The following is a 22,109-nucleotide window of genomic DNA, read 5'->3' as shown; positions in this document are numbered from 1 at the left end:
AATGGACTATGGCTCGTCGCAGGCATCAGGAAGAACACGTTAATCACGAGCGCTGGCTCGTGTCCTACGCCGACTTCATTACGCTGCTGTTCGCTTTCTTCGTGGTGATGTACTCGATTTCGTCGATCAACGAAGGCAAGTACAAGGAGATTTCCGAAGCGCTGGTCGGGGTCTTCACCGACTCCGACCGCGCGCTCAAGCCGATCCAGATTGGCGACGAGAGACCGAAGACCGTGACCCCGGCCAAACCGCTGGTCAAGGACGCCGAGCAGGTTGACGCCGGTATCGCCGGCGCCAGCGATCCGCTGAAAAGCATTGCCGACGACATCAGCGCCGCATTCGGTGACCTGATCAGCTCCAACCAGATGACTGTGCGCGGCAATGAGTTGTGGGTCGAGATCGAACTCAACTCCAGCCTGTTGTTCGGCAGCGGCGACGCCATGCCGAGCGACATCGCCTTCAACATCATCGACAAGGTTGCAGCGATCCTCAAACCGTTCGACAACCCGATCCACGTCGAAGGTTTTACCGACGACCAGCCGATCCGCACCGCGCAGTACCCGACCAACTGGGAGCTGTCCTCGGCGCGCTCGGCGAGCATCGTGCGCATGCTGGCGATGCAGGGCGTCAATCCTGGTCGGCTGGCTTCTGTGGGCTACGGTGAATTCCAGCCAGTAGCGAATAACGCCACCGCCGAAGGCCGGGCGAAAAACCGTCGCGTGGTGCTGGTGGTGTCGCGCAATCTGGATGTGCGCCGCAGCCTGACGGGTACCGGGACCGCTCATGCGCAACCGGACGCCGCACTGAAGCGCGCTGGCACACAAACTGCACCGACCCCGGTCAAGACGCCGGGACGCGAGAGTGCCGTCAATTCTCCGTCACCCGCATTAATACGCTGAGCCATGTCTCGGCCGAGCATCTCGGTCGGGAGGAAAGAACTGAATGAGAGTCTGGGCAGTCGCCAATCAAAAGGGTGGGGTCGGTAAAACCACCTCTTCCATCGCTTTAGCCGGATTGCTGGCCGAGGCGGGCAAGCGCGTGGTCGTGGTCGATCTCGACCCGCACGGCTCGATGACCAGCTATTTCGGTTACGATCCCGACAGCCTGGAACACAGCAACTACGACCTGTTCCTGCACAAGGGCAGCGTGCCGCAAGGCTTGCCCGGGCAGTTGCTGCTGTCGACCAGTGACGAACGCATTTCCCTGCTGCCATCGAGCACCGCGCTGGCAACGCTCGAGCGCCAGTCGCCTGGGCAAAGTGGCCTGGGGCTGGTGATCGCCAAGAGTCTGGCGCAGTTGTGGCAGGACTTTGATTACGCGGTCATCGACAGCCCGCCGTTGCTCGGCGTGCTGATGGTCAACGCCCTCGCGGCGAGCCAGCAACTGGTGATCCCGGTACAGACCGAGCACCTGGCCGTCAAAGGCCTGGAGCGCATGGTCAACACGTTGGCGATGATCAACCGCTCACGCAAACAGGCGCTGCCGTTCAGCATCGTGCCGACGTTGTTCGACCGCCGTACTCAGGCGTCGATGAGCACCTTGCGCGTGCTGCGCGACAAATTTCCCGACGATATCTGGCAGGGCTACATCCCGGTCGATACGCGTCTGCGCGACGCCAGCCGCGCGGGTGTCACGCCTTCGCAATTCGACGGCAAGAGTCGTGGTGTGCTGGCTTACCGCGCGCTGCTCAAGCATCTGTTGGCGCAACAACTTGTTGCGCAGGTGGCTTGAGATGATTTTGCCCTGTGTAGGAGCTGCCGCAGGCTGCGATCTTTTGATCTGGCTTTGTGGCGCTTCTGAAAAGATCAAAAGATCGCAGCGTTTCGCAGCTCCTACAGGGGGTTGTGTATGAATCGGCCGGTGAAGTTGACCTCCAAGCCGCAGATGGCGTTGCAGTCCTATCTGGACAGCTTGTTGGAGGAGATCCCGGACGAATTGCCGGTGCAGGTCGCTTCCCAGCCTGAGGTGATTGAAAGCGCCGAAGCGCTGGATGAGTTCCAGGCGGCGGTGCTTGAAGAGCAGGCGCGCGATGCCGAGAAAGCGGCCAGAGCTGTTGCGCCGGTCGCTGCGCCCGCCCAAGCGGCCAGGGCGCCCGTGGTGTTGCTCGAAACGGCTGAACCTGTGCGCGTGGTATCGACCCTTGCGCCGCTTATGCAAACGCAGTTGCTGCAAGCCGTGCCTGAACCCGTCGAGCCAGAGCCAGAGCCAGAAGCGCCAGCGGCCGAACCGGTTGTTCAAGCGCTCGTCACGCCGCTGGTGGAAGTGCATCTGCCGCCAAGCAACACACCGCCGCCGGTCGACACCGACGGCCGTCCGGCCTGGGCCTCCGAAGCCTTCGAATGCCTGCTGTTCGATGTCGCCGGGTTGACCCTGGCGGTGCCGCTGGTGTGCCTGGGCTCGATCTACTCGCTGGCCGGTCACGAGCTGACGCCGCTGTTCGGTCAGCCGGAATGGTTCCTCGGGATTCTGCCGAGCCAGGCCGGCAACCTGAAAGTTCTGGACACCGCGCGTTGGGTCATGCCGGATCGCTATCGCGATGATTTCCGTCAGGGCTTGCAGTACGTGATTTCGGTACAAGGTTACGAGTGGGGCCTGGCGGTGCATCAGGTCAGTCGTTCGTTGCGTCTTGATCCGAATGAAATCAAATGGAGAAGTCATCGGGGTCAGCGGCCATGGCTTGCCGGCACCGTGATTGAACACATGTGCGCCTTGCTCGATGTCGCAGCTCTTGCGGAGCTGATCGCCAGCGGCGGGGCAAAGCACATGCCCGGCAGTAAGCCGAACCACAAACCGACTTAACACTTACATAACAGACAAGCACCGGCATACGCATGGCGGGGCACAGAACATACACCGCCAGGGGCGGTACTTCGAGGGGCTAGGGTATGAACGACAAGGCGACGGCGGCAAAGGGTTCTGAAGATCCGATCCTGCAATGGGTGACCTTCAAGCTGGACAACGAAACCTACGGCATCAACGTGATGCGCGTTCAGGAAGTGCTGCGCTACACCGAGATCGCTCCGGTGCCGGGTGCGCCAAGCTACGTGCTGGGCATCATCAACCTGCGCGGTAACGTGGTCACCGTGATCGACACCCGTCAGCGCTTCGGCCTGAGCACCGGCGAGATCAGCGACAACACCCGTATCGTCATCATCGAAGCCGACAAGCAAGTCGTCGGCATCATGGTCGACAGCGTGGCCGAAGTGGTTTACCTGCGTCAGTCGGAAATCGAAACCGCGCCAAACGTCGGTAACGAAGAGTCGGCCAAGTTCATCCAGGGCGTGTGCAACAAGAACAACGAGTTGCTGATCCTGGTCGAGCTGGACAAGATGATGAGCGAAGAAGAGTGGTCGGACCTGGAGAACATCTGATTGATTCTCGAAGTTGCGGTCATTGTCCTGTTCCTCTTTTGGGCAGGCACGCTGGCAATGTTTCTGGCGTACATCAAGGCGCAGCGGGTGATCGCTGCGCAACAGGCCGAGGACGATGCGCTGCGTGATCAGCGCATCAAGGAACTGGCCAAGCGCGTTGACGATTATCAGAACGGCAATGTGCGCATGGGCGAAGCCCTGCACGAACTGCGTGCGGTAGTCGGTCCGTTGCCGGACAAAATCGTTCAGCTGGAACAGCGTGATCCATCCAGCCTGTCGTTCGCCCAAGCGGCGAAACTGGTGGGGATGGGCGCGAGCGTTGATGAGCTGACTCAATCCTGTGGCTTGACCCAGGCTGAGGCGGAGTTGATGCGTAAGTTGCATAAGAGCAGCTAGAAGCTTCAAGCAGAAAGCTGCAAGAAAAATCAAAAGATCGCAGTCTTCGGCAGCTCCTACAGGTGGGTAGATAACCCTGTAGGCGCTGCCGAAGGCTGCGATCTTTTGCTTTTAAGGCTTAATAATCATCGCCGCGCAGGGTGACGTCCTTCTCGACCATCGGCGCATCCGGGTCGTGTCCCTCGGGGAATTTCCCCTTCAGATTCCACGCAAACGCGATGATCTCGGCGATGGTGCGGTACAGCTCTTCGGGAATGCTGTCGCCCAATTCCATTCGCGCCAACAGTCGCACCAGTTCGGCGTTCTCATAGATCGGCACTTCACAGTCGCGGGCGATCCGCAGGATTTCTTCGGCCAGTTCGTCATCACCTTTGGCGGTGAGCGTCGGGGCGTGGTTGCCGTCGTACTTGAGGGCGATGGCCTGGCGTGGAGCGGTGGCGTCATTCATGCGGTTTCATCAACCCAGCGGTGGTCGAGACGGGTTTGATTGCCTTGTGGCGGGGTGCCGTGGTGGCAGTCGATATCACCAACGTTGAGCCCACGATCCAGCAGGCGCTGGCGCAGCGCGAACAGGTTGTTTTCGATCAGATCGGCGGTGTAAGGCCGTTCGGCCCACAACTGGCCCGACAGGCTGCCGGCGATCAGTTGCGCCTGAATCTGCATCGGCCCGAGCGGCTCCATGTCGAACGCCAGATCGACGCGCCACAGTTGCTGTTTCGGCTCGCGTTCGTCGCGGCGCTCGTTTGGTTGCGGTTCTTTCTCCGGCGCGTCTTCGCGCTGGAACTTGACCTGCAACGGCACGATGTCTTGCAGGTTGCGCATGGGAATTTCCAGCTGCCAGGTGCTGAGCAGCCGCCCGTCATCGGTGACGCCCGTCTGTTCCAGGCTCGACAATTGATGGCTTTGCAAGCGCGAGATGGCAGCAGCCGCGAGGCGCAGCAAGTGCTCCAGATCACCTTCGCCGTCCTGGCTTTGCAGCAAACGGTCGGGCAGCGGGAAGCTGCTGGGCAGCGGTTTGGCGCTGACCTGTCCGAGCATGCCGAGGGCGTTGCGTACGAAACTCGGCATCGCCTGCGCGAGGGTGTTGGCGGCGATGATGGCGTTGAAACTGGTGCTGCTCGGCAGGCCCGGTGTCAGTTGCGCGACCAGTTTGAGCAGATCGGCTTTCATGTCCGGCGCCAGCGTCGGGGTTTGTCCAGTCAGCAGTTTGGCTTCGAGAAACATGCCGCTGTTGGCCAAGGCCTGTGCGACGCCTTTGGCGGTGCTCAGTTGTTGCACGTTCGGCAGGCTGGCGAGCAGGCGATCTACCGCCGCGCGTAAATCCGTGGACGTTTGATCGGTGTTGGCTGGCAGGTTTTGCAGCGCGTTCAGCAAACCGGTCAATGAAGCCTGACGACCTTGCTGACCGACCAGTTGCTGGCTCACGGCCAATTGCTCCTGACGACTGCTCAGCGGCAGGAATTTCAACGTTTGTGAATCTTCGACCAACGCCGAGAGCAGGGTGCCGATGCGCAGTGGCTGCGGGCTGTCGACGGTCAATGTGCTGCCGCTCAAGGCGGTATTGAGCAGGCTGACCATCGAACGAAACACCGTCGCTTGCCCCGGCGTTTGCGGGAGCACCTGCGAGGTCAGCACTTTGCCTTGCAGCAGGGTGCCCACTGGCAATTGCGCCGTGTCGATGCGGGTGAGGGCGGCAACGCTGCTGGCAATGGCCTGTTGCACGGTAATCGCCAGGTTACCCGCAGACGGCTGAGTGATCGCCAGACTGGTGCCTTGCGCCAGCGGTAGATTGCTGGTCGCTTGCACGGTGGTCTGGCGACCGCCGTCCAGCGTTACCTTGAGCAGCAGTTCAAACGTCTGATCCGCCTGCTTGAGCGACAACACCTCTGCCTTGGCGCTCTGGCCGGTCCCGATCAAGCCTTCGACCGGTGTCAGCAGCTTGAGCAACTCACCGACCTGCGGGCGAACGGTCGCCGGGGTGGTCGTTGGGAGCGGGAGGATGTTCATTTCGCCTGTCATACGCGGACACAACCTGAGGAAATTGCACTCTTGAGAGTAAGGCACGACATGTATAATGCCGCCCGTCTTGCGCTTCGTTCAAAAAACATAGCAATTGTTTGACGCAGCTCTCTAGATCGAGCCGTCATTGCATTTATGCTGCATCTCTTTAACGGCCGCGCCAGAGCCGACTTGAACCGTATAAGGCCCGTGATCCCTTGACCAGTCCTGTCCTGCAAACCGTTGCCCTCGCGTGTGAACGTGATCTGAGGCTGCTCTTCGAAAATCTCGAATTGCGACTCGTCAGCGGCGATATGGTGCAGATCAGCGGCCCCAACGGCAGCGGTAAAACCAGTTTGCTGCGTTTGCTGGCCGGTCTGATGCAGCCGACCGAAGGTCAGGTCCTGCTCAATGGTCAGCCATTGACCGAGCAACGCAGTGAACTGGCGCGCAATCTGTTGTGGATCGGCCATGCCGCCGGGATCAAGGACTTGCTGACTCCGGAAGAAAACCTGTCGTGGCTCTGCGCCCTGCATCAGCCCGCCGAACGCGATGCGATCTGGCAAGCACTGGCAGCGGTAGGATTGCGCGGATTCGAAGATGTTCCCTGTCACAGTCTTTCTGCCGGTCAACAACGCCGGGTGGCGCTGGCGCGTCTGTACCTCGATAGCCCGCCGCTGTGGATTCTCGATGAGCCGTTTACCGCCCTCGACAAGCAGGGCGTGGCACAACTCGAAGAACATCTGGCCGGACACTGTGAGCGCGGCGGTCTCGTCGTATTGACCACGCACCACACCCTGACACGGATGCCTTCGGGTTATCGCGACATCGATTTGGGGAGCTGGGCAGTATGAGTGTGTTCGGCCTGCTGGTTGCCCGTGAGTCCCGATTGCTGTTTCGCCGCCCGGCGGAGCTGGCCAATCCACTGATTTTCTTTGCCATCGTCATCGCTTTGTTCCCGCTGGCCGTCGGCCCGGAAACTCAAGTGTTGCAAAACCTGTCCCCGGGGTTAGTCTGGGTGGCGGCGCTTTTATCCGTGCTGCTCTCGCTGGACGGGCTTTTCCGCAGTGATTTCGAAGACGGCTCTCTGGAGCAGTGGGTCCTTTCGTCGCACCCGCTGCCACTTCTGGTTTTGGCCAAGGTGCTGGCACACTGGCTCTTTTCCGGGCTGGCGCTGGTTTTGCTCTCACCCTTGCTGGCGTTGATGCTCGGTTTGCCTGCTGCCTGCCTGCCGGTATTGCTGCTGTCGTTGCTACTGGGTACCCCGGTGCTGAGCTTGCTCGGCGCGGTGGGCGCGGCGCTGACTGTGGGTTTGAAGCGTGGCGGCCTGTTGTTGGCGCTGCTGATTTTGCCGTTGTACATCCCGGTGTTGATCCTCGGCAGTGGCGCCTTGCAGGCAGCCTTGCAAGGCATGCCGGCGACCGGTTATCTGCTGTGGCTTGGGAGCCTGACCGCCCTGGCGATAACCCTGACACCCTTTGCAATAGCGGCTGGCCTGAAGATCAGCGTCGGCGAATAATAATGAGGTCTGGTTAAAAATTAACCGCTTTTTTTCAGGAAAGGCATGACCCAAATGCCAGCTCACACCGATGAGCGGCACCCGTGATGGATACAGTATGAACTGGACCTGGTTTCACAAGCTCGGCTCGCCCAAGTGGTTCTACGGCATCAGCAGCAAGTTTTTGCCGTGGTTGAGCATTGCAGCGTTGCTGCTGATTGGTGTCGGCGTTGTCTGGGGCCTGGCCTTCGCGCCGCCGGATTATCAGCAAGGCAACAGCTTTCGCATCATCTACATTCACGTGCCCGCCGCGATGCTCGCTCAGTCGATCTACGTGATGCTGGCGGTGTGCGGTGTGGTCGGTCTGGTGTGGAAGATGAAACTGGCCGACGTCGCCCTGCAATGCGCCGCACCGATCGGCGCGTGGATGACCGCCGTGGCGCTGGTCACCGGGGCGATCTGGGGCAAACCGACGTGGGGCTCTTGGTGGGTCTGGGATGCACGCCTGACTTCGATGCTGATTCTGCTGTTCCTGTACTTCGGCCTGATCGCGCTGGGCAACGCGATCAGCAACCGCGACAGCGCCGCCAAGGCCTGCGCAGTGTTGGCCATCGTCGGCGTGATCAACATCCCGATCATCAAATACTCGGTGGAGTGGTGGAACACCCTGCACCAAGGCGCGACTTTCACCCTCACTGAAAAGCCGGCAATGCCCGTCGAAATGTGGCTGCCGCTGCTGCTGACGGTGTTGGGTTTCTACTGCTTCTTCGGCGCCGTGTTGTTGCTGCGCATGCGCCTCGAAGTGCTCAAGCGCGAAGCCCGCGCCAGTTGGGTGAAAGAAGAAGTGCAGAACAGTCTGGAGGGCGCGCGATGAGTTTTGCTTCATTCGGCGACTTCCTCGCCATGGGCCATCATGGCCTTTATGTCTGGTCGGCCTACGGCATCTGTCTGGCGGTACTGGTCCTCAACGTCGCGGCGCCAATTGCCGCCCGCAAGCGCTATCTGCAACAAGAGGCGCGTCGTCTGCGCCGGGAGAACGGCAAGTGAATCCGCTGCGTAAAAAGCGTCTGATCATCATTCTGGCAATTCTGGTCGGGGTCGGCGCTGCTGTCGGCCTGGCCTTGAGCGCGCTGCAGGAAAACATCAACCTGTTTTACACGCCAACCCAGATCGCCAATGGCGAAGCACCGCAGGGTACGCGCATTCGCGCCGGCGGCATGGTGGAGGCCGGTTCCCTGCAACGCTCCCCGGACTCGCTGGACGTCAGATTCGTCGTCACCGATTTCAAGAAGTCCGTGACCATCACCTATCGCGGCATCCTTCCAGACCTGTTTCGCGAAGGGCAGGGCATTGTCGCCTTGGGCAAGATCAACGCCGACGGTGTCGTCGTCGCTGATGAAGTGCTGGCCAAGCATGACGAGAAGTACATGCCGCCGGAAGTGACCAAAGCCTTGAAAGACAGCGGTCAATCCGCCCCGACCCCAGCGAAGGAGAGTTGATTGATGACTTCCGCAATCTTTATTCCCGAGCTCGGCCATCTGGCGATGATTCTGGCGCTGTGTTTTGCGCTGGTGCAGGCCGTGGTGCCATTGGTCGGCGCCTGGCGCGGTGACCGCTTCTGGATGAGTCTGGCCCAGCCGGCCGCGTGGGGGCAGTTCGCGTTTCTGCTGTTCGCCTTCGGCTGCCTGACCTACGCGTTCATGGTCGATGACTTCTCCGTGGCTTATGTGGCCAATAACTCCAACAGCGCGTTGCCGTGGTATTACAAATTCAGCGCGGTGTGGGGTGCCCACGAAGGCTCGTTGCTGCTGTGGGCAATGATCCTCGGCGGCTGGACGTTCGCCGTGTCGGTGTTCTCGCGCCAGTTGCCGCAAGTGATGCTCGCCCGTGTGCTGGCGGTGATGGGCATGATCAGCATCGGTTTTCTGCTGTTCCTGATCCTCACCTCCAACCCGTTTCAACGCATCCTGCCGCAAATGCCCAGCGATGGCGCCGACCTGAATCCCTTGTTGCAAGACATCGGCCTGATTGTTCATCCGCCGATGTTGTACATGGGTTACGTCGGGTTTTCGGTGGCATTCGCGTTCGCCATCGCAGCATTGATGGGCGGGCGTCTTGATGCGGCGTGGGCGCGCTGGTCGCGTCCCTGGACCATCGTTGCCTGGGCCTTTCTCGGTATCGGTATCACCCTCGGATCGTGGTGGGCTTACTACGAACTCGGCTGGGGCGGGTGGTGGTTCTGGGACCCGGTGGAAAACGCCTCGTTCATGCCATGGCTGGTCGGCACCGCGCTGATTCACTCGCTGGCGGTTACCGAGAAACGTGGCGTGTTTAAAAGCTGGACGGTGTTGCTGGCGATTGCCGCTTTCTCGCTGAGCCTGCTCGGTACGTTCCTGGTACGTTCCGGTGTGCTGACTTCGGTGCATGCATTTGCGTCCGACCCGGAGCGCGGCGTGTTCATCCTGATCTTCCTGCTGTTTGTCGTCGGTGGTTCGCTGACCCTGTTTGCGTTGCGCGCACCGGTTGTAAAAAGCCAGGTCGGGTTCAATCTGTGGTCACGTGAAACACTGCTGCTGGGCAACAACCTGGTATTGGTCGTGGCGGCGTCAATGATCCTGCTTGGTACCTTGTATCCGCTGATTCTCGATGCCTTGAGCGGCGCCAAACTGTCGGTCGGCCCGCCGTACTTCAATGCCTTGTTCATTCCGTTGATGGCGCTGTTGATGATGGTGATGGCGGTGGGGATGCTCGTGCGCTGGAAAGACACTCCGGTGAAATGGCTGTTGAACATGCTGGCTCCGGTCCTGCTCGGCAGCGTTGCTCTGGCCGTGATCGCCGGTATTGCTTACGGCGATTTCAATTGGGCGGTGATCGCCACCTTCCTGCTCGCCGCGTGGGTATTGCTGGCCGGTGTGCGCGACATCTTCGACAAGACGCGCCACAAAGGCCTGATCAAAGGCCTGCCAACGCTGACTCGCAGCTATTGGGGCATGCAGATCGCTCACCTCGGTATCGCCGTTTGCGCGTTGGGCGTGGTGTTGTCGAGTCAGAACAGTGCCGAACGCGACCTGCGTCTGGCGCCGGGCGAGTCGATGGATCTGGGCGGATATCAGTTTGTGTTCGAAGGCGCCAAGCACTTCGAAGGGCCGAACTTCACGTCCGACAAAGGCACAATCCGGGTGATCCGTGACGGCAAGGAAATCAGCGTGCTGCACCCTGAGAAGCGTCTATATACGGTGCAGAATTCGGTGATGACCGAAGCCGGAATCGACGCCGGTTTCACCCGTGACCTCTACGTCGCATTGGGTGAGCCGCTGGAAAACGGCGCCTGGGCGGTGCGCGTACACGTCAAACCGTTCGTGCGCTGGATCTGGTTCGGCGGCTTGCTGACAGGTCTCGGCGGGTTGCTGGCGGCGATGGATCGACGCTACCGAGTCAAGGTTAAAGCCCGTGTGCGTGAAGCGCTGGGCATGGAAGGAGCGGCTGCATGAGACGTTGGTTGATGCTGGTGCCCCTGGCGATTTTTCTGCTGGTGGCGGTATTCCTTTATCGCGGCCTGTACCTTGATCCGGCGGAACTGCCGTCGGCCATGATCAACAAGCCATTTCCGGAGTTTTCCCTGCCAAACGTGCAGGGTGATAAAACCCTGACCAAAGCCGATATTCTCGGCAAACCGGCACTGGTCAACGTCTGGGGCACCTGGTGCATTTCCTGCCGGGTCGAGCATCCGGTGCTGAACAAGCTCGCCGAGCGCGGGGTGGTGATCTACGGCATCAACTACAAGGACACCAACGCCGATGCCTTGAAGTGGCTGGCCGAGTTCCACAATCCTTATCAGCTCGACATCCGTGACGACGAAGGCTCGCTGGGCTTGAACCTCGGTGTTTATGGCGCGCCGGAAACCTTTTTCATCGACGCCAAGGGCATCATCCGCGACAAGTACGTCGGTGTGATCGACGAGCAGGTCTGGCGCGAAAAACTCGCGGCCAAGTACCAGGCGCTGGTCGATGAGGCCAAGCCATGAAGCGCTTTTTAGCTGCCATGGTGCTGGGTTTGAGTCTGGTCGGCGTGGCTCACGCGGCCATCGACACTTACGAGTTCGCCAAAGAAGGTGATCGCGAGCGTTTCCGCGAACTGACCAAGGAACTGCGCTGCCCCAAGTGCCAGAATCAAGACATCGCCGACTCCAATGCACCGATTGCCGCCGACTTGCGCAAAGAGATTTTCCGCATGCTGGGCGAGGGCAAGGACAATCAGCAGATCATCGACTTCATGGTCGATCGCTACGGTGATTTCGTCCGCTACAAACCCGCGCTGAACGCCAAGACCGCGCTGCTGTGGTTTGGCCCGGCCGGTCTGCTGCTCGGTGGTTTTGTGGTGATCGCCGTGATCGTCCGCCGCCGTCGCGGACAACGCGCCGAGACACCGCAATCGCTGTCTGCCGAAGAACGTCAGCGCCTCGACCAACTGTTGGAAAAAACCAAGAATGATTGATTTCTGGCTCGCCGCAGGGCTGTTGCTACTGGTCGCCCTGAGTTTTCTGCTGATCCCGGTATTGCGTGAACGTCGCGCCCAGCGTGAAGAGGACCGAACTGCCCTGAACGTCGCGCTCTATCAGGAGCGCGTCGCCGAGTTGCAAACGCAACAGGCCGAAGGCGTACTCGATGCCGTGCAAATGGACAGCGGCCGCGCTGAAGCAGCGCGTGAACTGCTCGCCGATACCGAAGGTGTCGTTGCGCCACGGGTGTCCCGACTGGGCAAGCCGTTGCCGCTGCTGGCTGCCGTGTTGGTGCCGGTATTGGGCCTGGCGCTGTACTTGCACTTTGGCGCAGCCGACAAGGTTGAACTGACCCGCGAATTTGCCCAGGCGCCGCAGTCGATGGAAGAGATGACCCAGCGTCTGGAGCGCGCCGTTGCGGCGCAACCGGATTCCGCTGAAGGCCTGTATTTCCTCGGCCGTACCTACATGGCTCAGGAGCGTCCCGCGGACGCGGCGAAGATGTTCGAGCGCGCTGCCAGCCTCGCCGGTCGCCAACCGGAGTTGCTTGGTCAGTGGGCGCAGGCACAGTATTTTGCCGACGGTAAAAAGTGGTCGGACAAGATTCAGGCCCTGACCGACGAAGCACTGAAGGCTGATCCGAAAGAAGTGACCAGCCTCGGCCTGCTCGGCATCGCCGCGTTTGAAGGCGAGCGTTATCAGCAAGCCATCGATTACTGGAACCGCTTGCTGGCGCAACTGCCGCCGGACGACAAATCCCGGGCCGCGCTGCAAGGCGGAATCGAACGAGCAGCCGAGCGTCTCAAGGCCAGTGGCGGCGCAGTCACTGAGGCCACAGCGCCGAAAGCCGCGTTGTTGACGGTCAGCGTCGATCTGGCCAGCGAACTCAAAGGCAAGGTGCAACCGGGCGACAGCGTGTTCATTTTCGCCCGCGCTACGTCCGGCCCGCCGGCGCCATTGGCGGCCAAGCGCCTGACCGTGGCTGATCTGCCAGTGACTGTCGAACTGGGCGATGCCGATGCGATGATGCCGCAGTTGAAACTGTCGAACTTCCCTGAAGTCCAACTGGTTGCGCGCGTCTCCCGTGCAGGCAAACCGACTGCTGGTGAATGGGTCGGTCGCAGCGGGCCTTTGCCCAGCAGCACCACCGCGCCGCAAAAACTGACCATCGACAGCCCGGATAAATAACCGGAACCACAGGAAAGCACCGACATGCACACCATCGCCCGAATCACAGTCCTCACACTGGCCCTGGGCATGAGTGCATGTGCGGTGCAGCAACGACCGGAACCGACCACCAACCTGCCGCCGATTCCGCCATCACAGCCAAGCCCGACCCCGTCGACTTCGCCGACCCCAGGCAAAAGTATCCCGGCCAAACCGGCAAAACCCGTCCCGCGCACCTCGGCCAGCTTCGCCCCGCCACCGGGCGGCAACAGCCACTGGGATCAGAAACTCGGCGTCTACGTCCTCGACGATCAGACCAATACGTTCTATCGCCAGCGCACCTACTACCGCTGGAACAACGGCTGGAGCCGCGCGGTCAGCCCCAACGGCCCATGGGAAGACACCAACATCCATGGCGTGCCGCCGGGTTTGGGCAAGAAATTCGGGCAGTAAATGAAAACGGCGATCTTCGGATCGCCGTTTTGCTGTGTGCGTGTTGGGAGCTCACAGAATCGCGCGATAGCTTGCAAGAGCCTGAACCGATCGAGGCAGCCCCTGCCGTTGCAGAAGATTCAGAAACGATTCGATATCCATCACAGGATTTTTCAGTTGCTGGCGCTGACGCTGAGCGGCTGCAACAACGGCTGACGGATCCAGATGAAATAGATTTTCGACAAACTCATCTGGATGTTGCGCCTCTATGCCAAACGGAGCCAGGAGCACATCGGGAAATTCTTTAAGGTTAAAGGTCACGATCACACCCGCTCCACAACGTATGGCGGCGGCCAGAACATGGCGGTCATCTCTGTCTGGCAGTGTCAGTCCCGTGACGAGATCCTCATAGTCAATGACGCAGGCTTCGGGGATCGCCCGATCCATTAGGTCCGATGTTCGATCCAGTTGTTCCATTGTCAGGTCAGTTCGGTTCTTCAATAGATTGCGTTTCCATTCGCAGTGAATCTCCTTCGTCCATCGCGCTCGAAACCGGCCGGAGAGCGCGAGCCACATCAGAAAGTCTCTCAACGGAGCCGGGTACAAAACACATGCATCGTATACAGCGGTGAAAGAGGAGTGCCTCACTCGTATCCTGTCCTTAGTGCCTGTGCCTGCTCTGCGAGAAGCTTCATTGCCTGCTCGCTGGCGGTGTCTCGCCGGGTTTTATAGTCCATCAAATCGGCAAAGCGCACACGTCGGTGCTTGCCTGTTTTGTGGTAGGACAACTCGCCGCTTTCCAACAGCTTTATCAGGTGCGGGCGTGAGACGTTAAGCAGGTCGGCAGCTTCCTGCGTGGTCAGTTCAGCGTGGATCGGTACTACCTTTACGGCATCGCCTTCTGCCAGCGCAGCAAGGATGTCGACCAAAAGGCGCAGGGCGGAGGTGGGCAATTCGACAAGGTGGGCTTCGTTCTGCTCATCGAAAATCTGGATGTGCTGGGTTTCGAATTGAGTTGCAAGGTAAGCGGCCAGCGCACGTTTGCCCTCGACGGCGGCTTTGACTTCGCGTTCAACGGGGAGGTTGATGGCGGGTTGAATGACTATCGACATAGGGATGTTCCAGCAATCTAAAAGGGGATGCCAGGAACGTTATTCGAATTAAACGAAAATCGCAATAAACGAAAATCAATGTGACAGTCTTGAAATTGATTCAGTGTTAAATGGCATCGCGGGCGGATATGCCCGCTCTGCTCTTGCATTTTTACGCTGTCGCCAGCGACCGTCTTCGCGACGCACTCAAAAATCGCAGCAACGCCAGCAACGGAAATACGCTGCCGACAATCACGATCCATAACCAACCGCCATGCTCATACACCGCGCTGGCCACCGACGAGCCGAAAGCGCCGCCGATGAAGATACTGGTCATGTACAGCGCGTTCAGACGACCACGGCTTTTCGCGTCCAGCGAGTACACCGCACGCTGGCCGAGCACCATGTTCATCTGCACGCAGAAGTCGAGGACGACGCCGGTCACGGCCAGGCCGATGACGCTGTAGGCCGGGTGGATGAAGGCGGGCAGGAAGCTCAGGCTGGCGAACAGCATGGCCAGCAAGGACGCGATTCGGGTGTGGCCGGCGTCGGCCAGGCGGCCACTGATTGGCGCGGCGATGGCACCGATGGCGCCGACCAGGGCGAAGATCGCAATCTCGGTTTGCGACAGGCCATGATTGCGCGCCAGTTCCAGCGGCACTGCGGTCCAGAACAGGCTGAACGCGGCGAACATGCAGCCCTGATAAAACGCACGCTGACGCAGCACCGGTTGCTGGCGCAGCAGCGTCCACAACGAGCCGAGCAGTTGTCCGTAGGACGCGCTGTGATCCGGTTGACGCTTGGGGACTGTCAGCGCCAACACCACGCTGATCGCCGCCATCAGCGCCGCCGCGATCATGAACATCGCGCGCCAGCCCAAGTGGTCGGCCACCACGCTCGATACCGGCCGCGCCAACAGGATGCCCAGCAACAAACCGCCCATGATTCCGCCGACAACGCGACCGCGCGATTCCTCAGGCGCCAGATGCGCGGCCAATGGAATCAGGATCTGCACCGACACCGAACTGAAGCCCACCAGCAACGAGATCAGCAGAAACAGGTTGGGTTGATCGGTGAACGCCGCAGCCAGCAGGCTGGCGATAGCGACTACCGTGGTGATGATCATCAACCGGCGGTTTTCCAGCAGGTCCGCCAACGGCACCAGAAAGAACAGGCCCAGCGCGTAGCCGATCTGCGTCAGCGAGACGATGAAACTGGCCATGGTGTCGGTCAGACCGATGTCCGGCGCGATCAGGCCGATGATCGGCTGCGCGTAGTAGATGTTGGCAACGATGGCGCCGCAGCAAAAAGCGAACAGCAGCACCATGCCTCGGGTCATTGCGTGAGTCGTGGCGGTCATAGGGTTTCTCGATCCAGCGAAAGGAATGCGGTGAGGCTATGGGACAAACCGGGCGGGCAGAAGACGCCTTTGGTTGATATCAGTTATCAAGGTGCGCAATGTTGGTGTGTTTCAGCGTGTCATCCTGGATGGACAGGCGTCCGACGGATGAGCGTCGATGATACATTCACTTACATCTGTTCGATAGCGTGCTTATGATCACAAGCTCCCCCTCACCCTAGCCCTCTCCCGAGGGAGAGGGAACTGATTGGGGGATGCTTGAGAAATACGCCGACTTGAACGAGCGTAACCGAATCCATAATCGCCACAATCTTTCAGGTCGACGCATGACGCAGAACAACGCGGTCGGCTCCCTCTCCCTCGGGAGAGGGCTGGGGTGAGGGGATGCTGTGTACACAAAAAAGGCGACCTGCCGAGGTCGCCTTTTTTATTGCCACTTAAGCCTTACTGCCCCGTGTAAATCTGATCAAACACCCCACCGTCATTGAAGTGAGTCTTCTGCACGGTGCGCCAGTCACCAAAAGTCTTCTCAACCGACAGGAAATCGACTTTCGGGAAACGATCGGTGTACTTCGCCAGCACCGCCGGATCACGCGGGCGCAGGTAGTTGGCAGCAGCAATTTCCTGACCTTGTGGCGACCACAGGTACTTCAGATATTCATCAGCTGCCGCACGCGAGCCTTTCTTGTCGACGACTTTGTCGACCACGGAAACCGGTGGCTCGGCCTCAGCGGAGACGCTTGGGTAGACGACTTCAAACTGATCACGGCCAAACTCGCGGGCGATCATTTCGGCTTCGTTCTCGAAGGTCACCAGCACGTCGCCGATCTGGTTGGTCATGAACGTGGTGGTGGCGGCGCGGCCACCGGTATCGAGCACCGGCGCTTGCTTGAACAGTTTGCCGACGAAGTCCTTGGCCTTGTTCTCGTCACCGCCGTTCTTCAGCACATAGCCCCATGCCGACAGGTAGGTGTAGCGGCCGTTGCCCGACGTTTTCGGGTTCGGCACGATTACTTGTACGCCGTCCTTGAGCAGATCCGGCCAGTCTTTCAGGGCTTTCGGGTTGCCTTTGCGGACGATGAACACGGTGGCGGAAGTGAACGGCGCGCTGTTGTTCGGCAGGCGTGTGACCCAGTTCTCCGGCACCAGTTTGCCGTTGTCGGCGAGGGCGTTGATGTCAGTTGCCATGTTCATGGTGATGACGTCAGCCGGCAGGCCGTCGATCACCGATCGCGCCTGTTTGCTCGATCCGCCGAAGGACATCTGCACAGTAATGTTTTCGTTGTGCTCGGCTTGCCAGTGTTTCTGGAACGCAGTGTTGTAGTCCTTGTAGAAATCGCGCATCACGTCGTACGAAACGTTGAGCAGGGTCGGTGCGGCTTGAGCCACGCTGCCGAACGCGAGACCAGCGGCGAGAAGTGAGGCGCCAAAGAGTTTTTTCACTGCGCATTCCTTGTTGTGTCTGCTACAGGGGAGTGATGTTTAATTGCCACTGACTATAACGGTTCGGACATAGTCGTTTAAAGATTAAAAAACTCTTTGCTTATTCCATTTTTTTGAACAGCGCGTTGCCACATCGCGAGCAAAACGCGGCGCCATGTTCGTGGCTGTTCTTCTTGCACACAGGGCAATCATGTTGCAGCTGTTCACCGCGCATGGCGTTGGCCAGTTCGGCGGTGAAAATCCCGGTAGGCACGGCGATGATCGAGTAACCGGTGATCATCACCAGCGACGAAATCACCTGACCCAGAGGCGTTTTCGGCACGATGTCGCCAAACCCCACGGTGGTCAGGGTCACGATAGCCCAATAGATGCCTTTGGGAATGCTGGTGAAACCGTGCTCCGGGCCTTCGATCACGTACATCAACGTACCGAACACCGTCACCAGCGTGCAGACACTGACCAAAAACACCACGATTTTCTGTTTGCTGCCGCGCAGCGCCGACATCAAGTAATTGGCTTGCTTGAGGTACGGACTGAGCTTGAGCACGCGGAAAATCCGCAACATGCGGATGATGCGAATAATCAGTAGATACTGCGCATCGCTGTAATACAGCGCGAGAATGCCCGGCACGATCGCCAGCAAATCCACCAGCCCGTAAAAACTGAAGGCATAGCGCAGCGGCTTGGGCGAACAGTAAAGACGCAGGATGTACTCACCGAGAAAGATGATCGTGAAACCCCACTCGATGTAGGCCAGCACGTTGGCGTAGTTCTGGTGAATGCTGTCGATGCTGTCGAGCATCACGATCACCAGACTGGCGAGGATGATCAACAGCAAAATGCCGTCGAAGCGCCGTCCGGCGAGGGTGTCGCTCTGGAAAATCATGACGTAAAGCCGTTCACGCCAGTTGCTGCTGTCCATGAATAATGCCTGAATCAAAGATCAGCGCAGCCTAGGTTGATTCTCCCCCTGAGCGCAAGGCGTGCTGTCGACGTTGGCTTTGCCAAGCATCTGGATACCGACGCGGATCAGCCAGCAGGCCAGGATGAACGGCGCGGTCAATGTGGCCAGACCCATGGCGGCGAACAGCGGTGTGATCAGCAATGCCAGGACGATGCCGAGCAATGGCAACCACGGTTGTTCGCGTTGAGCACTGAAGGCGAGGGCTGCGAGCACGGCGTTGTAGCTGCCCAGGCCCAGCAGCGCGGAATTGGTTTCGTGGTGCAGCAAACTGGACGCCAGACCGATTGCAGAAGCCAGCAGTGCCCAGGCAAAAGCGCGGCGATCAGCGATCAGCAATCCGATGGCAATCAACCCCCCGGCCAATGGATGCCCGAGGAACATCACCTGGCCGAGCCCTTTGAACTCGGCAGCGAGCAGATTGAGCAGGTTCATCTCGACGTGAGCCATCGGCGCCAACGGTTCGGCGAACAGCAGTAACCCCCAACTCATGGCCACGAACGGCGAGGTGTAGGCCGGTATGGATCGGCTGCGGTACACATGTTTGAGCCATTGTTGCGTGAGCATCGCGCTCAAGCCCCCGGCGGCGAGAATCAGCGGCGGCAGCAGCGGTGACCACGGGAAATACAGGCTCAGCAACAAACCAAGCAGCACGCCGTTGTAACTGAACAACCCGGCCTGGCGATCAGCCTTGGCGTAGTTGCGTCGTTGCGCGGTGAGCAATCCGGCGACGGCGCCGAGCAGCGCACCGGCGAACAGCACTGGCGCGGTCAGCAGGATCGCCAGCAGACACAGCAGGCCGCACAGTGGATGGCGCTGGAGGAATATCTGACTGAAACCGTTGAGCAAAGCCTCCGCCCAGTCGGGGCAGTGGGTATTGAAATGTTTGGCAGGCATGGCAGTTCTGAAAGTCAGGGAAACCGGGTCATCCGCATCGCCAGCAGGCTGGCTCCCACACTGAATCTCTGTTCAGTCTTGATCTTGTGAACGACACAAAACCCATGTGGGAGCCAGCCTGCTGACGATAAGGCCAGTTGTAGCGCTCAAGCATTTTGATTGAAGGAATTACCGCTATTCCCCAGGTGCTTTTTGAGCTTGAAACGGTGTGGCTTAAATCAATGTTTCGATACGCAGCGAGTTCGTCGACCCCGGCTGCCCAAACGGCACGCCGGCAGTGATCAGCAGCGTGTCACCACGCTCGGCCATTCCCTGCGCCTGGGCGATTTCCAGTGCGGTCGAGCAGACTTCATCGACCTGACGCAAGCGATCGTTGACCACCGAGTGAATGCCCCATGCCACGCTCAAACGGCGCGCGGTCTGCAGGTTCGGCGTCAGGTTGAGGATCGGTGCTTTCGGCCGTTCCCGCGATGCACGCAGGCTCGATGCGCCCGACTCGCTGTAGTTGACCAAAACGGCCACCGGCAACACGTTGCTGATGCGCCGGATCGCGCAGCTGATCGCATCGGACACGGTGGCCTCAGCCTTCGGCCGACTGACGTCCAGTTGCGTCTGATAATCCGGACCGTTTTCCACCTGGCGGATGATCTTGCTCATCATCTGCACTGCTTCCAGCGGATACTCGCCGGACGCGGTTTCCGCCGACAGCATGACCGCATCGGCACCTTCGGCCACTGCGTTGGCAACGTCGGTGACTTCGGCGCGAGTCGGGGCAGGGGAGAAGCGCATCGACTCGAGCATTTGCGTCGCGACGACGACAGGTTTGCCGAGTTCGCGGCAGGTGGTGATGATGTTTTTCTGGATCTGCGGCACGCTCTCGGCCGGGACTTCTACGCCCAGATCACCGCGAGCCACCATGATCGCGTCGCTCAGTTCGGCGATTTCACGCAGTTGCTCAACCGCCGACGGCTTCTCGATTTTCGCCATCAGGAACGCCTTGTCACCGATCAGTGCGCGGGCCTCGAGAATGTCTTGCGGGCGCTGCACAAACGACAGTGCGACCCAATCCACACCCAGTTCCAGACCGAAACTCAGGTCACGGCGATCCTTGGCGGTCAGCGGGCTGAGTTCGAGCACCGCTTGTGGCACGTTCACGCCTTTGCGATCCGACAGTTCGCCGCCATTGAGCACGGTGGTGTCGATCGCGTCGGCGTATTTGGTGACCACGCGCAGGCGCAGTTTTCCGTCGTCGAGCAGCAGATCCATGCCCGCTTCCAGCGCTTCGATAATCTCCGGGTGTGGCAGATTCACCCGGCGCTCATCGCCCGGTGTTGCGTCCAGATCGAGACGGAATGCCTGGCCGCGATGCAACTGCACCTTGCCGTCAGCGAATTTGCCGACGCGCAGTTTCGGCCCTTGCAGGTCCATCAGAATGCCCAGCGGATAGTTGAGCTGGCGCTCGACTTCACGGATCCACTGATAGCGCTTGGCGTGGTCGGCGTGATCACCGTGGCTGAAGTTGAGGCGGAAGATATTGACCCCGGCCTCGACCAGTTCGCGGATAGCGTCGATGCCATCGACCGCAGGCCCGAGGGTGGCGAGGATTTTGACCTTTTTATCAGGCGTCATGATTTAGAGTTCTCAAGGATCAGAATGGCGCGGAAGTCGTTGACGTTGGTGCGGGTCGGCTCGGTGACGATCAGCGCGTCGAGTGCCTGGAAGTAGCCGTAGCCGTTGTTGTTATCCAGCTCGTCGCTGGCGCTCAGGCCAAGGGCGGCGGCGCGGGCGTAGCTGTCCGGGGTCATGATGGCGCCGGCGTTGTCTTCCGAGCCGTCGATGCCGTCAGTGTCACCGGCCAAGGCGTAGACGCCGGGCTGGCCCTTGAGGATGTCGGTCAGGCTCAGGAGGAATTCGGCGTTGCGGCCACCACGGCCATTGCCGCGCACGGTCACGGTGGTTTCGCCGCCGGAGAGAATCACGCACGGCGCCGCCAATGGCTGGCCGTGATTAATGATCTGGCGGGCGATGCCAGCGTGGACTTTCGCCACTTCACGCGACTCACCTTCCAGGTCGCCGAGGATCAGCGTGCTGAAACCGGCCTGACGGCATTTCACCGCGGCGGCATCCAGCGATTGCTGCGGACGGGCGATCAACTGGAAATGACTGCGAGCCAGGCTCGGGTCGCCGGGTTTGACGGTTTCCGACTCGGGGCTTTGCAGCCAGGTGCGTACCGACGCCGGGATCTCGATGCCGTAGCGCTTGATGATCGCCAAGGCTTCGGCTGATGTGCTCGGGTCGGGCACGGTCGGGCCGGAAGCGATGACCGTGGCGAGGTCGCCCGGTACATCGGAAATCGCATAGGTATAAACAGTCGCCGGCCAGCAGGCCTTGCCGAGTCGGCCGCCCTTGATCGCCGAGAGGTGCTTGCGCACGCAGTTCATCTCGCCGATGGTCGCGCCGGATTTGAGCAGGGCTTTGTTGATCGACTGCTTGTCGGCAAGCGTGATGCCTTCGGCTGGCAGGGCGAGCAGAGCAGAGCCGCCACCGGACAGCAGGAAAATCACGCGGTCGTCTTCGCTCAGGTTGCTGACCAGGTCCAGCACGCGTTTGGCGACGGCCAGACCGGCAGCGTCCGGCACTGGATGCGCGGCCTCGACCACTTCGATTTTTTCGCACGGGGCGCCGTGACCGTAACGGGTCACAACCAGGCCAGATACTTCACCCTGCCAGCAGCGCTCGACCACTTGCGCCATGGCGGCGGCGGCTTTGCCGGCGCCGATGACGATCACCCGACCGGTACGATCGGCAGGCAGATGGGCTTCGAGGACTTGCTGCGGATGGGCCGCGTCAATGGCTGTAGCAAACAGCTCGCGCAGCAGTTGTTGCGGATCGACCGACATGGCGGGCTCCCGGAATTCTTGTTATTGGGATAAAGCGACAACGGTGTAGCGACGCGGTCCTTGTGGGAGCTGGCTTGCCAGCGATTCAGGCGCTGCG

Annotated in this window: 25 protein-coding genes; 15 read left to right on the top strand and 10 right to left on the bottom strand. The window is 60.0% G+C overall.

Annotated elements, in window-relative coordinates:
* The first annotated feature begins 8 nt into the window (after positions 1-8).
* The 5 genes from motD (at position 9) to IEQ42_RS00535 (ending at position 3,767) form a co-directional block, all read left to right on the top strand.
* Positions 9-899 (top strand): flagellar motor protein MotD, encoded by an 891-nt coding sequence (gene motD, locus IEQ42_RS00555; protein WP_210622246.1) that lies wholly within the window; start codon positions 9-11, stop codon positions 897-899.
* 43 nt (positions 900-942) lie between these two features.
* Positions 943-1,731, top strand: a complete 789-nt coding sequence (locus tag IEQ42_RS00550) for a ParA family protein (protein WP_042558249.1) — start codon at positions 943-945, stop codon at positions 1,729-1,731.
* Positions 1,732-1,848: 117 nt separating this feature from the next.
* Complete coding sequence (locus IEQ42_RS00545) at positions 1,849-2,799, top strand: CheW domain-containing protein (RefSeq protein WP_210702231.1); 951 nt, start codon at positions 1,849-1,851, stop codon at positions 2,797-2,799.
* An 86-nt stretch (positions 2,800-2,885) separates the two neighbouring features.
* On the top strand, positions 2,886-3,371 hold the full coding sequence (locus tag IEQ42_RS00540) for a chemotaxis protein CheW (protein WP_042558251.1): 486 nt from the start codon (positions 2,886-2,888) through the stop codon (positions 3,369-3,371).
* Positions 3,372-3,767 (top strand): DUF2802 domain-containing protein, encoded by a 396-nt coding sequence (locus tag IEQ42_RS00535; RefSeq protein ID WP_210702230.1) that lies wholly within the window; start codon positions 3,372-3,374, stop codon positions 3,765-3,767.
* 118 nt (positions 3,768-3,885) lie between these two features.
* Here IEQ42_RS00535 and IEQ42_RS00530 read toward each other — a convergent pair whose 3' ends face one another.
* Entirely contained in the window at positions 3,886-4,215 is a 330-nt protein-coding gene (locus tag IEQ42_RS00530) for an EscU/YscU/HrcU family type III secretion system export apparatus switch protein (protein WP_150594237.1), read from the bottom strand.
* Positions 4,212-5,786 carry a flagellar hook-length control protein FliK gene (fliK, locus tag IEQ42_RS00525; RefSeq protein ID WP_210702229.1) on the bottom strand — a complete coding sequence of 525 codons (1,575 nt, stop codon included), beginning with the start codon at positions 5,784-5,786 and terminating at the stop codon, positions 4,212-4,214. Before fliK ends, IEQ42_RS00530 begins: the two co-directional genes overlap by 4 nt.
* 197 nt (positions 5,787-5,983) lie before the next feature.
* Between fliK and ccmA the strand changes: the two genes are divergently transcribed.
* From ccmA to IEQ42_RS00475, 10 genes are all read left to right on the top strand, one after another.
* Entirely contained in the window at positions 5,984-6,619 is a 636-nt protein-coding gene (gene ccmA / locus IEQ42_RS00520) for a cytochrome c biogenesis heme-transporting ATPase CcmA (RefSeq protein WP_210702228.1), read from the top strand.
* The gene (gene ccmB / locus IEQ42_RS00515) at positions 6,616-7,284 is read left to right on the top strand and encodes a heme exporter protein CcmB (RefSeq protein WP_007919970.1); all 669 of its coding nucleotides are present in this window, start codon (positions 6,616-6,618) and stop codon (positions 7,282-7,284) included. The genes ccmA and ccmB overlap by 4 nt, the downstream gene beginning before the upstream one ends.
* 97 nt (positions 7,285-7,381) lie before the next feature.
* Positions 7,382-8,137: a heme ABC transporter permease gene (locus IEQ42_RS00510; RefSeq protein WP_042558258.1), complete on the top strand. Its 756-nt coding sequence runs from the start codon at positions 7,382-7,384 to the stop codon at positions 8,135-8,137.
* The gene (gene ccmD, locus IEQ42_RS00505) at positions 8,134-8,310 is read left to right on the top strand and encodes a heme exporter protein CcmD (protein WP_007959239.1); all 177 of its coding nucleotides are present in this window, start codon (positions 8,134-8,136) and stop codon (positions 8,308-8,310) included. The genes IEQ42_RS00510 and ccmD overlap by 4 nt, the downstream gene beginning before the upstream one ends.
* Positions 8,307-8,762, top strand: coding sequence for a cytochrome c maturation protein CcmE (ccmE, locus tag IEQ42_RS00500; RefSeq protein ID WP_042558260.1), 456 nt, complete (start codon positions 8,307-8,309; stop codon positions 8,760-8,762). Before ccmD ends, ccmE begins: the two co-directional genes overlap by 4 nt.
* A 3-nt stretch (positions 8,763-8,765) precedes the next feature.
* Entirely contained in the window at positions 8,766-10,754 is a 1,989-nt protein-coding gene (locus IEQ42_RS00495; RefSeq protein ID WP_210702227.1) for a heme lyase CcmF/NrfE family subunit, read from the top strand.
* The gene (locus IEQ42_RS00490; RefSeq protein WP_150594234.1) at positions 10,751-11,287 is read left to right on the top strand and encodes a DsbE family thiol:disulfide interchange protein; all 537 of its coding nucleotides are present in this window, start codon (positions 10,751-10,753) and stop codon (positions 11,285-11,287) included. The genes IEQ42_RS00495 and IEQ42_RS00490 overlap by 4 nt, the downstream gene beginning before the upstream one ends.
* Positions 11,284-11,757 (top strand): cytochrome c-type biogenesis protein, encoded by a 474-nt coding sequence (locus tag IEQ42_RS00485; RefSeq protein WP_210702226.1) that lies wholly within the window; start codon positions 11,284-11,286, stop codon positions 11,755-11,757. Before IEQ42_RS00490 ends, IEQ42_RS00485 begins: the two co-directional genes overlap by 4 nt.
* A complete protein-coding gene (ccmI, locus tag IEQ42_RS00480; RefSeq protein ID WP_210702225.1) occupies positions 11,750-12,949 on the top strand; it encodes a c-type cytochrome biogenesis protein CcmI in 1,200 nt (399 codons plus the stop codon). The genes IEQ42_RS00485 and ccmI overlap by 8 nt, the downstream gene beginning before the upstream one ends.
* 24 nt (positions 12,950-12,973) lie before the next feature.
* Entirely contained in the window at positions 12,974-13,381 is a 408-nt protein-coding gene (locus IEQ42_RS00475; RefSeq protein ID WP_042558265.1) for a hypothetical protein, read from the top strand.
* A 51-nt stretch (positions 13,382-13,432) separates the two neighbouring features.
* Here the strand turns inward: IEQ42_RS00475 and IEQ42_RS00470 are convergent, their stop codons facing one another.
* The 8 genes from IEQ42_RS00470 to IEQ42_RS00435 all read right to left on the bottom strand — a co-directional run bounded on the left by IEQ42_RS00470 (position 13,433) and on the right by IEQ42_RS00435 (position 22,012).
* Positions 13,433-14,008: a PIN domain-containing protein gene (locus IEQ42_RS00470; protein ID WP_210702224.1), complete on the bottom strand. Its 576-nt coding sequence runs from the start codon at positions 14,006-14,008 to the stop codon at positions 13,433-13,435.
* Positions 14,005-14,472, bottom strand: coding sequence for a helix-turn-helix domain-containing protein (locus tag IEQ42_RS00465; protein ID WP_210702223.1), 468 nt, complete (start codon positions 14,470-14,472; stop codon positions 14,005-14,007). The genes IEQ42_RS00470 and IEQ42_RS00465 overlap by 4 nt, the downstream gene beginning before the upstream one ends.
* 151 nt (positions 14,473-14,623) lie before the next feature.
* Complete coding sequence (locus IEQ42_RS00460; protein ID WP_042558268.1) at positions 14,624-15,811, bottom strand: MFS transporter; 1,188 nt, start codon at positions 15,809-15,811, stop codon at positions 14,624-14,626.
* A 444-nt stretch (positions 15,812-16,255) separates the two neighbouring features.
* Positions 16,256-17,254, bottom strand: coding sequence for a sulfate ABC transporter substrate-binding protein (locus IEQ42_RS00455; RefSeq protein WP_042558269.1), 999 nt, complete (start codon positions 17,252-17,254; stop codon positions 16,256-16,258).
* Positions 17,255-17,354: 100 nt separating this feature from the next.
* A complete protein-coding gene (locus tag IEQ42_RS00450; protein ID WP_210702222.1) occupies positions 17,355-18,176 on the bottom strand; it encodes an ion transporter in 822 nt (273 codons plus the stop codon).
* Between the two features lie 21 nt (positions 18,177-18,197).
* On the bottom strand, positions 18,198-19,112 hold the full coding sequence (locus IEQ42_RS00445) for an urea transporter (RefSeq protein ID WP_210702221.1): 915 nt from the start codon (positions 19,110-19,112) through the stop codon (positions 18,198-18,200).
* Positions 19,113-19,325: 213 nt separating this feature from the next.
* Positions 19,326-20,741, bottom strand: a complete 1,416-nt coding sequence (gene pyk, locus IEQ42_RS00440; RefSeq protein ID WP_042558272.1) for a pyruvate kinase — start codon at positions 20,739-20,741, stop codon at positions 19,326-19,328.
* The gene (locus tag IEQ42_RS00435; protein WP_210702220.1) at positions 20,738-22,012 is read right to left on the bottom strand and encodes a glycerate kinase type-2 family protein; all 1,275 of its coding nucleotides are present in this window, start codon (positions 22,010-22,012) and stop codon (positions 20,738-20,740) included. The genes pyk and IEQ42_RS00435 overlap by 4 nt, the downstream gene beginning before the upstream one ends.
* Between the last annotated feature and the right edge of the window lie 97 nt (positions 22,013-22,109).

This window comes from Pseudomonas iridis (assembly GCF_017980685.1).
Lineage (GTDB): Bacteria > Pseudomonadota > Gammaproteobacteria > Pseudomonadales > Pseudomonadaceae > Aquipseudomonas > Aquipseudomonas iridis.
The sequence above is the reverse complement of the archived record's forward strand: the minus strand, read 5'-3'. Positions and strand labels throughout refer to the sequence as shown.